At 59.4% G+C, this 11,953-nt stretch carries 13 protein-coding genes and 1 tRNA gene; 10 read left to right on the top strand and 4 right to left on the bottom strand.

Annotated features, from left to right (window positions below):
* Positions 1-126 precede the first annotated feature (126 nt).
* From AACY36_RS05280 to nadA, 10 genes are all read left to right on the top strand, one after another.
* On the top strand, positions 127-846 hold the full coding sequence (locus AACY36_RS05280; protein WP_339496804.1) for a hypothetical protein: 720 nt from the start codon (positions 127-129) through the stop codon (positions 844-846).
* A 457-nt stretch (positions 847-1,303) separates the two neighbouring features.
* Positions 1,304-1,624 carry a hypothetical protein gene (locus AACY36_RS05275; RefSeq protein ID WP_339496802.1) on the top strand — a complete coding sequence of 107 codons (321 nt, stop codon included), beginning with the start codon at positions 1,304-1,306 and terminating at the stop codon, positions 1,622-1,624.
* Positions 1,621-1,959, top strand: coding sequence for a hypothetical protein (locus AACY36_RS05270; RefSeq protein WP_339496800.1), 339 nt, complete (start codon positions 1,621-1,623; stop codon positions 1,957-1,959). The genes AACY36_RS05275 and AACY36_RS05270 overlap by 4 nt, the downstream gene beginning before the upstream one ends.
* Positions 1,956-2,180, top strand: a complete 225-nt coding sequence (locus tag AACY36_RS05265; protein WP_339496798.1) for a hypothetical protein — start codon at positions 1,956-1,958, stop codon at positions 2,178-2,180. Before AACY36_RS05270 ends, AACY36_RS05265 begins: the two co-directional genes overlap by 4 nt.
* Positions 2,181-2,223: 43 nt before the next feature.
* Entirely contained in the window at positions 2,224-3,198 is a 975-nt protein-coding gene (locus AACY36_RS05260; RefSeq protein ID WP_339496797.1) for a hypothetical protein, read from the top strand.
* Positions 3,199-3,473: 275 nt separating this feature from the next.
* Entirely contained in the window at positions 3,474-4,121 is a 648-nt protein-coding gene (gene queE / locus AACY36_RS05255) for a 7-carboxy-7-deazaguanine synthase QueE (RefSeq protein WP_339417189.1), read from the top strand.
* Positions 4,122-4,137: 16 nt separating this feature from the next.
* Complete coding sequence (gene queC / locus AACY36_RS05250; RefSeq protein ID WP_339417332.1) at positions 4,138-4,812, top strand: 7-cyano-7-deazaguanine synthase QueC; 675 nt, start codon at positions 4,138-4,140, stop codon at positions 4,810-4,812.
* A 63-nt stretch (positions 4,813-4,875) separates the two neighbouring features.
* Positions 4,876-4,951, top strand: a tRNA-Lys gene (locus tag AACY36_RS05245).
* Between the two features lie 228 nt (positions 4,952-5,179).
* Positions 5,180-6,757 carry a lactate dehydrogenase gene (locus AACY36_RS05240; protein ID WP_339417188.1) on the top strand — a complete coding sequence of 526 codons (1,578 nt, stop codon included), beginning with the start codon at positions 5,180-5,182 and terminating at the stop codon, positions 6,755-6,757.
* Between the two features lie 235 nt (positions 6,758-6,992).
* The gene (gene nadA / locus AACY36_RS05235) at positions 6,993-8,051 is read left to right on the top strand and encodes a quinolinate synthase NadA (RefSeq protein ID WP_339417187.1); all 1,059 of its coding nucleotides are present in this window, start codon (positions 6,993-6,995) and stop codon (positions 8,049-8,051) included.
* A 72-nt stretch (positions 8,052-8,123) separates the two neighbouring features.
* Here nadA and AACY36_RS05230 read toward each other — a convergent pair whose 3' ends face one another.
* The 4 genes from AACY36_RS05230 to AACY36_RS05215 all read right to left on the bottom strand — a co-directional run bounded on the left by AACY36_RS05230 (position 8,124) and on the right by AACY36_RS05215 (position 11,853).
* A complete protein-coding gene (locus AACY36_RS05230) occupies positions 8,124-8,612 on the bottom strand; it encodes an RDD family protein (RefSeq protein ID WP_339417186.1) in 489 nt (162 codons plus the stop codon).
* Positions 8,613-8,707: 95 nt separating this feature from the next.
* Positions 8,708-8,920, bottom strand: coding sequence for a cold-shock protein (locus AACY36_RS05225; protein ID WP_339417184.1), 213 nt, complete (start codon positions 8,918-8,920; stop codon positions 8,708-8,710).
* Between the two features lie 392 nt (positions 8,921-9,312).
* Positions 9,313-10,437, bottom strand: coding sequence for a glycine cleavage system aminomethyltransferase GcvT (gene gcvT / locus AACY36_RS05220; RefSeq protein WP_339417182.1), 1,125 nt, complete (start codon positions 10,435-10,437; stop codon positions 9,313-9,315).
* Positions 10,438-10,476: 39 nt separating this feature from the next.
* The gene (locus AACY36_RS05215; RefSeq protein WP_339417180.1) at positions 10,477-11,853 is read right to left on the bottom strand and encodes an L-serine ammonia-lyase; all 1,377 of its coding nucleotides are present in this window, start codon (positions 11,851-11,853) and stop codon (positions 10,477-10,479) included.
* Positions 11,854-11,953 lie beyond the last annotated feature (100 nt).

Genomic DNA, 11,953 nt, shown 5'->3' with positions numbered 1-11,953 from the left:
ATCAAACGCATGGGCCAGTCCCTATATATATGCGCGGCAATTGGCCCAACCCAATGAATACGGGCACTTCGCCAACCTGCTGGCCCAAGGTGGCCCGGTACTGGCACGCCCATAAGTGAGTAAATAATGACCAACGCGACGACCGCCCAGGCGACGACCGCTCCCACCCTACCTGCGCATATCCAGGCTTTGGTGAACCAGTTACACGACCTCATCGCAGTTCACGGCTTGCTGGCACTGCACAGCCAACGGCAGATCGCCACCCAGCTTGGCCTATCCCGTCGCCGGGTAAACGACCTGAGCAAGATGCGACCACCAACCACGCTCGACATGAGCGCCACTACAAGTGAGTTCGACCTGACCGAATTCAACACGGAGCCGACCATGACCCGAGTACAAGCCGTGGATGCAATCCTAGCGCTTGCCATCCGCCCCTTGGGCGTCAAGTACCACGAGTACAAAGAGACCTTGGGCGCAGCGTTCGGTCTCACTTGCGTAGATGGGGAGTTCAATTTGAACATGGATGAGAAACAACACCGCCAACTTCGCGCCGATGTACGACGCAAGGCCAAAGCCGCTGGTGATGTAGCACTGTTCATTCCTGGCTGGATGGATGCAAGCGATCCCGTTGCAAGTAACCGCGCAATGCTCGCCGCTGCCCAGGCTGTATATGAAGCTGTGGAAGATGCCACAGCCGCATACCGTGACCAGTTCCCGGACATGCCGTACTTGTCTGTCGTCAACGAAATTAAAGCAATCGCTATCCCAGGTTATAGCAGCGACCCAGTGGTTGCTCGCTGCGAGCGGAACAGCAACACCGTCGACTTGCTACTGAGCCGAACCTAATAAAACCCTTCGCAACTTGCCATGCAGGGCGGCTTCGCGCTGCCCGGAGAAACCTCCCATGAACCTGACACTCAACGAACTACTGGACGCCTGCGAGCTGCCACCATCCGAGCAACACAGCACCGATGACCACGAACCACGCCGCGCCCTAGATGCTGAGCCTGGAGCCCTGTACCGGGCTGCCGTCGCCCTTGCTAATGGAGGTGATGGTGGTGCCGCAGGTCAGAGGCTCGCCCTACGCGATAACGGGCGTTATAGGGAAGCCACCACCCTAGGCCTGCGCCGAGCACACAGCGGGGCCGAGAGAGCCATACAGAGCCTTGACGGACGAAAGGCACGGGGCCGTCTGCGCGCTGGTTGACGCTGCACTCCCGGCCTAAATTAGCGCCACTTATCCGAATGAACTTTGACCTTCCTGCACTCGCGGGAGAGCCAACCCTGCACGAAGGAATCATCCGTGAAGCACTACTCACGTAACGAAAAACATATCGGTCTGTTTAAGCAACGAGGACGGCCACCACTTCACCGCATCCGCTGCATGCACGTTATCCAGTCGATGTTAGCGGCTGGGGACCCCGTCACTGTCGGCAGTGTGCATAAGCGCATCCGCGTTGGGGCGCCAGCTCAGACCTACACGGTAATGAATTATTTCCTGACTGCCGGGCTCACCGCCGCACCGTTGATTGGGGCGCCGCATATCAACCGCTTCGAGGTTGCATGCCCTGCTACCTGGGCAGCGACGATCCGCGAACTTACTGAAATTGAGAAATTGTTATGACTGAACAAAATACCGAGACAACCCGCCGTCGCCGTAAACGTAAGCCCCTGGATGTCCACGCTGAGGGGCTGGCGCTGCTAGCTGAGACACTGGCCGCGTCCCGCAAGAAGCTGGAGTGGTGTGCCGAGAATGACGTGCCGGTCGATGCCGCCCAGGTATCCGCCAACGTCTCATTGCTGAAACTGCTGGAGACAATGCGCCACGTCGATGACGACGACAAAGACAGAGAGACTGCCGAACTGGTCGCTGGCTTTCATGCCAAGACCGCTGAGCGTGCCGCTCGCCCCAAGCCTGCCCCGACCAAAGAAGACCTGTTGGCGGAGTACGGCTTGTGATCGACGACCGCAGCACCTCACAGCTCAACGTCGACCGCATCTATGCCGACATGCAGGCGAAGGCAGCGAAGGCCACTGACGACGCACGGCTGGGTCGACTGGCCGCTCTAGCTACAAGTGCCTCAATGCAGTCCCTAGACAGCACACCGGCTTCCGGCTTCCTCAGCTTCCGCACTGATACGGACGTGGTCCCCACTTCCAGCGGCATCAAAGTCCCTTAGCCAACCGGCCCCAACAATCCCTTCTTATATAGAGAGAAATTCCATGACTCGTAAATTCGCTGTTGCCCGCAAATCCGCTAACGCCATCGCATTGTTCGATGCGCTAAAGGCTGCCGTCCCCTTTAATCTGGTCGAAGTCCCGACCACTAAATACCCGACTGCCCCGGCCAACCTGCAAGAGCTGCGCAAGGGCATCACCACGATGACGGAGCTGTTCACATCTGATGAACGTGCTGACGCCAAGAAGACCAGCCGCGATGATGTCGAGCATGAGTTCGTGTCTGTGCTGACCACCATGAGCAACCGTGGCTTTGCATTCGCGGACCTGCCAACCCTCTTCGCCTTTGAGCAAGATCGTAACCAGCACCTCGACACCGTGACGCGCTACACCCGCGCCGCCAACGCGAACACCGAGGCACTGTCGGCCAAGGTCTCGGAATGGTTCTCTGACATCACCTCCGTCCTGAGTGTGGCAAAGGTGGTTGGCGCTGACGTGATGGCCGAGGCTGCCACTGCTCCGAACAAGACCATGGCGGCGCTGGGTATCGACCTGCACGTTCGCGAGAAGCTGAACGCATCGGCTCAAGCTGGCGTGCCCGTTATGGCTGCTGGCCGTGGTCTGATGGTTCTCAAAGCTGCCAAGATCGACGCCTTGTCTCTGGACCTGGGCGACGTTGAGCTGGCTGCCGCCATGGCTTTATACAGCTACTTCCCGGACGCTATCGAAGGCGCGTCCATGCAGGAAGCTGGGCTGCGCTTCGGCTCCGTCGTCCTGGGTGCCAATGCTGATGGCGTCGTGGTCTACCGCGAGGCGGTCCAATCGAACGCATCGGGCCTGCTGCCGCACACTGCCCTTGTGGCTGCTGATGGCAAAGCCCTGGCCGCACTGCAATCGAAGATCGACGTTCGCCTGGGTGCCGTAGACCACGCCTTCACCGGCACCGTGGAGAACGGCGGTATGACTGTTGCGGAGCGCCGTCTACGTGACTTCGGCAAGTCCGCTGTTACCACGTACTAAAACCAAGCCGCTGCCCTTTATGGGCGGTGGCTTTTTTTGCTATCCGACGAGCTGCAAAATGGGGGGCACAGGCCCGGGGCACCTGCCGTGTAGCGATGGGCCGACGAACGGCTCAAGCCCAGTAAAATCAAGGCTTGTAGACACGTTGTCCGCTTCTTCGTTAGAATCCACGCCCTTTTATGAAACACGCTTCCTGGGGTCTACGCGTTGGCGGGGTCTCTTGAGGTGCCTGACGGAGGCGGACAGCCTGTTTAGCTGTTACGCCCGTGGCGACTATGCAAGACACATTACGAATTACCGAAGTTTTTTACTCATTGCAGGGTGAAACGCGAACGGCCGGCCTGCCCACAGTATTCGTGCGGCTGACCGGTTGCCCTTTGCGTTGCCAATACTGCGACAGCGCCTACGCCTTCAGTGGCGGAACGGTGCGCACCCTCAATGACATCCTGGAGCAGGTTGCCGGTTATAAACCGCGCTACGTCTGCGTGACCGGCGGTGAGCCGCTGGCCCAGCCCAATGCCATCCCTTTGCTCAAGCAGCTGTGTGATGCCGGCTATGAAGTGTCGCTGGAGACCAGTGGCGCTCTGGACATCTCTGCGGTTGACCCCCGTGTAAGTCGCGTGGTCGACCTCAAGACTCCAGGCTCCAAGGAAGCACATCGCAACCGCTACGAGAACATCGACCTGCTGACGGCGAACGACCAGGTCAAGTTCGTTATCTGTTCCCGCGACGATTACGACTGGGCAAACTCCAAGCTGATTCAATATGGCCTGGACCGTCGCGCGGGTGAGGTGCTGTTCTCGCCAAGCCACCATGATCTGAACGCGCGTGACCTTGCCGATTGGGTCGTGGCGGACAATCTACCGGTCCGCCTGCAATTGCAGTTGCATAAATACCTTTGGAACGACGAGCCAGGACGCTGATATGACAGAACAAACAATGGATCAAAAGCGCGCGGTAATCCTGCTTTCCGGTGGCCTTGATTCCGCCACAGTGGTTGCCATGGCACAAGCGCAAGGCTACAGCTGCTACACCATGAGCTTCGACTACGGCCAGCGCCACCGTGCCGAGCTGAACGCCGCCGCCCGCGTCGCTCGTGAGATGGGCGTGGTAGAGCACAAGGTGATCGGCCTCAATCTCAACGGCATCGGCGGCTCCGCGCTGACCGACAGCAGCATCGATGTACCGGAAGCGCCCAGCGAAGGTATCCCGGTGACTTATGTGCCTGCACGTAACACCGTGTTCCTGTCCCTGGCCCTCGGCTGGGCAGAAGTGCTCAGCGCCCGTGACATCTTTATCGGCGTCAATGCGGTGGATTACTCCGGCTACCCGGACTGCCGCCCAGCGTTCGTTGAGTCGTTCGAGCGCATGGCCAACCTGGCAACAAAGGCCGGTGTAGAGGGGCAGGGCTTCCGCATCCTCGCGCCGCTGCAAAACCTGAGCAAGGCCGATATCGTCAAGGCTGGCGTAGGGCTTGGCGTTGATTATTCGCTGACTGTTTCCTGCTATCAGGCAGACGATGACGGCCGTGCTTGTGGGAAATGCGATAGCTGCCGACTGCGTGCAGAAGGCTTCCAAGCGGCCGGAATTGCTGACCCAACGCGTTATTTCTGATTTATTTCAAATAAGGTGTTGAATAATCCTTAGAAATCAGTATTATACGCGCCACCACACAGCGGGTCGTTAGCTCAGTTGGTAGAGCAGTTGGCTTTTAACCAATTGGTCGTAGGTTCGAATCCCACACGACCCACCATATTTGGCGGTTTAGAAAATCCGGAAGGCCCACGCAAGTGAGGATTTCCGGGTTTTTTTTTGCCTGTTTGAACATACCCAAAGCCCCAGGCGGACAAGAAGCCTGGGGCATTTTTGTATCTGTTCGACGGCAAGCGTCACAGGGGCAAGGCTTTTTCTCCCCGTTTGTTGTCAAACGATCCGAACCGCGAGTAGATTGAGTGCTATACAGCTCAGGACAAGGACCGTCATGACCATGCTTTCGCCTATCACCTCCGCCACTACGCTTGTTCCCCGTCCGGCAGAAGCGCCGAGCGCCACTCTGGCGCAAAGCACGGACGTCAGCGTAAAGCGACCGTCCCTGGTCGTCAGCCTGGGCAATGTTGTCTCCGATACGCTTGCTGACACGTATTCCCGCCGGGGGCAATTACCGGGTCAAGAGACCGTGCGTGCCTGGGAGAGCGAAAGCCAGGATGCGCTCAGCAAAACCCTAAATACCAACTTCAACTCGTTGTCCACAGCCAGCCGCTTCAGTGGCCTCGGCACCGGCCTGGTTGCGCAATTCGTCAAGGGGGGCGGGGTGGGGGTTTCCCAGTCTGTTTTGTACGCGAGTGCGGATCGGGCGCAAAACGCTGGCGAACTCAAGATCGATCAGAGTCTGCTGCACACCAAGGCCGATAATCTGCTGAGCCTCAGCATCCAGACCGCCAGCGGCAAGACCGTGACCTTCAGCCTCTCCAGCCAGGCCGATGGCCTGGGTGTGCAGGCCACGGTGGATGGCGGCACCTTGAGCGATGACGAGCTCGAGGCGGTCGGCAAATTGGGCAGCGCCTTCCAGGCCGCCGTAGACGGGGTGACTGCGACGCCGCCGAAGCTCGACCTCAGCCAACTGACGCAGTTTGATTCCAAGCTGCTGGCCTCGGTGAACCTCAACGCCACGCTAAAGGGCCTGGACGGTCAGGACCTGAGCCTGGCCTTCCACGCCGACAGTCAAAGCCGTACTACACGCATGAGTGGCCCGCTGGGCGAACTTAACGTGGCAGTTGACCTGAAAAACAGCGCGATCCTGGGCGATGCCAAGCAGCAGGCCAATGCGCTGAAAAGCTACCTCACCCAGTTTGATCGTGCGCAGGAACGCGGCAGCGCCAAGCCGGAGTTGATGGCGATGTTCAAGGACGCGTTCCGCGCCATGAACAGCCATTATCCACAGGCCATTTCCCTGCCGGAAGCGCTGATCCGCAACCCGACCGACCAGGGACTGCTGACCGGCCTTGCTGATTTCAAGGCGTCGATCAAGCAGGCCGCTGACTCACCCAACCCGATGCGCCCGTCCGAGGTGGACGGCTTTGCCTATCAAGTGTCGCAAAAGACCCGCGTCGGCGGCGGCAGCGCATTGGACCGCAACGTCAGCCAGGACCAGCAGTCGAGCCTCTCCGCGAGTTTCCATAAAGGCCTTAAGGGTGGAAAGGCACCGGCCCTGGATGGCAGCCTGGAGTCGCAGAACTATCTTTATGTGCAAGTGCAGGACAAGGCCAGCAGTTCGGCCAATCTCTCCTACAAGGACGGCCTGCTGGTCAACGCATCCGTCGAGCAGAGTGCCAGCCAGAACACTCGTACGCAGAAGTATGTGATGGGCAAGCTGACGGAGGACACCACTGTGCCGAAAGACGCCTCAGTCAAGCGCGATTACCTCGTCCTTCTCGAATACGCGGCCAAGGAAAGCAAGAAGTCCAAAGATGCACTGCAGGCGTCCACATTGAAAGATGCCCTGGCCGACGTGCATGCCTCGGTGATGTTGCAGGAAGACCCATCTGCACTGGTGCGCTGACACCGCTTGCGAGAACGGGCAGCCCCGCCCTGGGGTTTCCCGTTTTTTGCCCTACAGACGCGCCCGCAGATGCCAGATTAGGCTTTTGAATCCATTCGATATTCTGTAGCCTTGCCGAGCTTCACCTTTACCCGTGCTTGATGAACACAATCACTTCGTCCGGCGGCGCCCGAAGGGCTCCAGAGCCGGTGGTACACTCGACTTTCGCGCTACTGCGCCTGCAGGTCTTGCGAACATGACGCAAATTTCTGAACGCCTTCTGGTCCAAGCCCATCTCGACGCCAAGCAGCCCAAGGCCCTGAGCGCCGATGAAGAGGCGAGCCTGCGCACCGCCATCGCTGCTGAGCTCAAAGCTCAAGACGCCGTCCTGGTTGCCCACTTCTATTGTGACCCGGTGATCCAGGCCCTGGCCGAAGAAACCGGTGGCTGTGTCTCCGACTCCCTGGAAATGGCCCGCTTCGGCGCCGCGCATCCGGCCAAGACCGTGCTGGTCGCCGGTGTGCGCTTCATGGGCGAGACCGCCAAAATCCTTACGCCCGAAAAACGCATTCTCATGCCGACGCTGGAAGCCACGTGTTCCCTGGACCTGGGTTGCCCGGTGGAGGAGTTTTCGGCGTTCTGTGATCAGCATCCCGAGCGCACCGTGGTGGTGTACGCCAACACGTCGGCGGCGGTCAAAGCCCGAGCGGATTGGGTGGTGACCTCCAGCTGTGCGCTGGAAATTGTCGAAAGCCTGATGGACAACGGCGAGACGATCATCTGGGGCCCGGACAAGCACCTGGGTACTTACATCCAGCGCCAGACCGGTGCCGATATGCTGTTGTGGGACGGTGCCTGCATCGTCCACGAAGAGTTCAAGTCCAAGCAGTTGGAAGACATGAAGGCGCTGTACCCGGATGCAGCCATTCTGGTGCACCCGGAGTCGCCGACGGCGGTGATTGAACTGGCGGACGCCGTGGGTTCAACCAGCCAACTGATCGCGGCTGCCCAACGCTTGCCGAACAAGACCTTTATCGTCGCCACCGACCGCGGCATCTTCTACAAGATGCAGCAGCTGTGCCCGGACAAAGTCTTTATCGAAGCGCCTACCGCCGGCAACGGCGCCGCGTGCCGCAGTTGCGCACACTGCCCGTGGATGGCGATGAACACGCTGGAGCGCACGCTGCAGTGCCTGCGTGAGGGTAGCAACGAGATCTTCGTCGAGCCGTCGGTGATCCCGCATGCGGTGCGCCCGCTCAAGCGCATGCTGGACTTCACCCAGGCTGCGCGCCTGAAGCTGGCCGGCAACGCCTGACCCCGTTGTGAAGACTGTCAAACTGTGGGAGCTGGCAAACCAGCTCCCACAGTTGATGTGTGTCGTCTGCAATTACTTCTTCTGCTTCGGAACCCGCACCAGTTGCGTATCCGAATAGATATCGTGCCAGCTGCGCTTTTGCTTATCGAACAGCGACCAGATAAACCCCAGCCCCACGCACAGCCACGACGCAATCGACACCACAAAGCGCAACAGCGCCTGCCACAGGCTGATCCGCGAGCCGTCGGCGTTCTGCACGCGCACGCCCCACACCTGCATGCCCAGGGTCTGCCCGGAATGGGTCCAGAACTTGGCGAAGAAACCAAACAGCACAAACAACAGAATCGTCGACAGCAGCGGATCGCCATCCAGTGCGCCGGACTCGGTGAGCGTGCGCATCCTGGCTTCGCCCATAAACGCGATCCAGATCAGCTTGTAGAAGAACGCAGTAACGATCAGCAGCGCGGTGCACAACAGGAAGTCGTAGAACATCGCTGCCAAGCGACGGCCCAGGCCAACGGCGGGGAAATCGCCTGTGGGGCTCAGCAGGGGTTTCGACATGGCAGGGCTCTCTAATGGAAAAAGCCATTTTACGAGCAATCGCACATAAAAAAGCCCCTGATGTCAGCATCAGGGGCTTTTTGTCGCAGTTGGGATCAGCCTTCTGCTTGTACTTCGTCAGCCTGCATGCCTTTCTGGCCTTGCACAGCAACGAACGTCACTTTCTGGCCTTCTTTCAGGCTCTTGAAGCCGTTGCCCTGAATGGCGCGGAAATGCACGAACAGATCCTGACCGCTTTCTGGCGTGATAAAACCAAACCCTTTCTCGTCGTTAAACCACTTGACGGTACCGCTCTGACGTTCAGACATTTTCTTATTTCCTTGACGCTAAAATTAATGACAGCCTCTTTCACATGAAAGAGCACTGGGCTGGGTTGCAGGAAAGTAAGAGACGTCGAACGGGTTGTAGCACAACTACTTCAGCTACTGCCCAGGTCCAGGTTCCAAGCGACCCATGCAAACACAGTGCGCAAACTCTACGCCAACTAATAGATAAAAAACAAGTCCTGGCAAATGCCCCGTGTTTGCTGGGCTTTATGACGCTTTGGCGAATAATGAGGCGTCGACTTATTCGATAGAGTTGGTCACTTGTTATGGGTTTAAACACTTAATAAAGACTATCGGTGATGCACTGTTTTGTGGCGGTTGCGTTACAGATTAGTGCACGCTGGCGCAACCGCGTTACTTATAGAAACAGTCAATCAACCGCGGTAGTAACGTTGCGGCACAAATGGCATTTTACTTACACGCAGTGGCACTTTTTTCCCACGCACCAGCGCAGACACTTCGGTATCCAGCGCGATGAATGCACTGTCCAGGTAACCCATAGCCAGCGGGCCACCCAGCGTCGGACCGAAACCACCGCTGCACACCCTGCCAATCACTGTGCCGTGTTCGTCAACGATTTCCGCGCCTTCACGCACTGGCGTGCGCTCCTGTGGCAACAGGCCAACACGTTTACGACTTACGCCGGCTTGCTGCTGGGTGAAGACCTTGTCGGCGCCCGGGAAGCCACCGGCACGCGCGCCGTCGGCGCGGCGGGCCTTGGAGATCGCCCACAACAGGCTGGCTTCGATGGGTGTGGTGTCGGTGTTCATGTCGTGGCCATACAGGCACAGGCCGGCTTCCAGGCGCAGCGAGTCGCGGGCGCCCAGGCCGATGGCCTGTACTTCGGTCTCAGCGAGCAGGCTGCGGGCCAGGCTTTCGGCGTTGGCGGCCGGCACGGAGATTTCAAAGCCGTCCTCACCGGTGTAGCCCGAACGACTGACGTAGCAGTCCACACCCAGCAGGCGCAGGGTGGTGAACTGCATGAAGGTCATCTTGGTGACTTCCGGTGCCAGGCGTGCCAGTACCTTGACCGCCGCCGGCCCCTGCAGGGCCAGCAATGCACGCTCTTCGAACAGCGGTTCGATGCTGCACTGGTCGCCGATATGCTGGCGCAGGTGCGCCAGATCCTGATCCTTGCAGGCGGCGTTGACCACCAGGAACAGCTCGTCGTTACCCAGGTTGGCCACCATCAGGTCGTCGAGAATGCCGCCCTGGTCATTGGTGAACATCGCGTAGCGCTGCATGCCCACCGGCAAGTCGATGATGTCGACCGGCACCAGGGTTTCCAGGGCTTTGGCCGCATTGGCGCCGGTGAGGCGGATCTGGCCCATGTGGGACACGTCGAACAGCCCGGCTTGATCACGGGTGTGCAGGTGTTCCTTCATCACACCCAGAGGGTATTGCACCGGCATGTCGTAGCCGGCGAAGGGCACCATGCGCGCGCCCAGCTCAATGTGCAGGGCGTGCAGTGGGGTTTTCAACAGGGTTTCGGTGGACATATTCAGCTCCTGAAAAACGTGCTGGCGCGCCGTTAGGCGTCAGCACTCGATAATGTTGACCGCCAAACCGCCACGGGCGGTTTCCTTGTATTTGCTTTTCATGTCGGCGCCAGTCTGGCGCATGGTGCGGATGACTTTATCCAGCGAGACGAAATGTTGGCCGTCGCCGCGCAAGGCCATACGCACCGCATTGATCGCCTTGACCGAACCCATGGCATTGCGCTCGATGCAGGGCACCTGCACCAGCCCGCCAATCGGGTCGCAGGTCAGGCCGAGGTTGTGTTCCATGCCGATCTCGGCGGCGTTTTCCACTTGGGAGACGCTGCCACCCAATACTTCGCACAGCGCGCCCGCCGCCATCGAACAGGCCACGCCTACTTCACCCTGGCAGCCGACTTCGGCGCCGGAAATCGAGGCGTTTTCCTTGTACAGAATGCCGATGGCAGCGGCGGTGAGCAGAAAACGCACCACGCCGTCTTCGTTCGCGCCGGGGATAAAGCGCATGTAGTAATGCAGTACGGCTGGCACGATCCCGGCCGCGCCGTTGGTCGGCGCCGTGACTACGCGCCCGCCGTTGGCGTTTTCTTCGTTGACTGCCAGGGCGTAAAGGTTGACCCAATCCAGCACCGACAACGGGTCGCGCAGCGCCGATTCCGGGTGCTTGCACAGCTGGCGATGCAGCGCAGCAGCGCGCCGCTTGACCTTCAAGCCACCCGGCAAAATCCCCTCATTGCGGCAGCCCGCGTCGACGCAGTCCTGCATCACTTGCCAGATTTTCAACAGGCCTGCGCGGGTCTCCGCTTCGGGGCGCCAGGCACTCTCATTGGTCAGCATCACCTGGCTGATGGACAACCCATAGGTAGTGCAATGACCGAGCAGGTCTTTGGCGTGTTTGAAGGGGAAGGTCAGCGGCGTGGCGTCTTCGACAATCCGGTCAGCGCCTGCGGCGTCCTCATCTACCACAAACCCGCCACCGACCGAGTAGTACTCGCGGCTGCGGATCTGGATGTTGGCGGCGTCAAAGGCACGAAAGATCATGCCGTTGGGGTGGTAGGTGAGGGGTTTGCGAATCATCGCCAAGTGTTCTTTCTCATTGAACGCAATGCTGTGTTCGCCGAGCAAATTCAGGCAGCCGTCCTTGCGCATCTGCGCCAGGCGCGTCGCCACGGTTTCGGTGTTGACGGTGTCCGGGTGTTCGCCTTCCAGTCCGAGCAGCACGGCCTTGTCGCTGCCGTGGCCTTTGCCGGTGGCGCCCAGCGATCCATAGAGTTCCACCTTGACGGTGGTGGTGGCGCTCAGCAGGTTGTCACGGCGCAAGCCCTCGACAAACCGGGCTGCGGCGCGCATCGGGCCGACGGTGTGGGAACTGGAGGGGCCGATGCCAATCTTGAACAGGTCGAACACGCTAAGGGACATGGTTGTTCTCCGGTTTCTTATTATGTGTGGGAGGTACTCGATTCAACTGTGGAAGAGGTGTGTGTGGGAGCCGGGCTTGCCCGCGATGCAGGCACCTCGG

This window comes from Pseudomonas sp. EA_15y_Pfl1_P101, from assembly GCF_963970835.1.
Taxonomy (GTDB): domain Bacteria; phylum Pseudomonadota; class Gammaproteobacteria; order Pseudomonadales; family Pseudomonadaceae; genus Aquipseudomonas; species Aquipseudomonas tritici.
The sequence above is the reverse complement of the archived record's forward strand: the minus strand, read 5'-3'. Positions and strand labels throughout refer to the sequence as shown.

What these genes read in the sequence shown, in the direction of transcription:
- AACY36_RS05280 (WP_339496804.1), top strand. Translation starts at nt 127, where the DNA reads ATGACCAACGCGACGACCGCCCAGGCGACGACCGCTCCCACCCTACCT.
- AACY36_RS05240 (WP_339417188.1), top strand. Translation starts at nt 5,180, where the DNA reads ATGACCATGCTTTCGCCTATCACCTCCGCCACTACGCTTGTTCCCCGT.
- AACY36_RS05230 (WP_339417186.1), bottom strand. Translation starts at nt 8,612, where the DNA reads ATGTCGAAACCCCTGCTGAGCCCCACAGGCGATTTCCCCGCCGTTGGC.
- nadA (WP_339417187.1), top strand. Translation starts at nt 6,993, where the DNA reads ATGACGCAAATTTCTGAACGCCTTCTGGTCCAAGCCCATCTCGACGCC.
- queC (WP_339417332.1), top strand. Translation starts at nt 4,138, where the DNA reads ATGGATCAAAAGCGCGCGGTAATCCTGCTTTCCGGTGGCCTTGATTCC.
- AACY36_RS05225 (WP_339417184.1), bottom strand. Translation starts at nt 8,920, where the DNA reads ATGTCTGAACGTCAGAGCGGTACCGTCAAGTGGTTTAACGACGAGAAA.
- AACY36_RS05260 (WP_339496797.1), top strand. Translation starts at nt 2,224, where the DNA reads ATGACTCGTAAATTCGCTGTTGCCCGCAAATCCGCTAACGCCATCGCA.
- AACY36_RS05215 (WP_339417180.1), bottom strand. Translation starts at nt 11,853, where the DNA reads ATGTCCCTTAGCGTGTTCGACCTGTTCAAGATTGGCATCGGCCCCTCC.
- gcvT (WP_339417182.1), bottom strand. Translation starts at nt 10,437, where the DNA reads ATGTCCACCGAAACCCTGTTGAAAACCCCACTGCACGCCCTGCACATT.
- AACY36_RS05270 (WP_339496800.1), top strand. Translation starts at nt 1,621, where the DNA reads ATGACTGAACAAAATACCGAGACAACCCGCCGTCGCCGTAAACGTAAG.
- queE (WP_339417189.1), top strand. Translation starts at nt 3,474, where the DNA reads ATGCAAGACACATTACGAATTACCGAAGTTTTTTACTCATTGCAGGGT.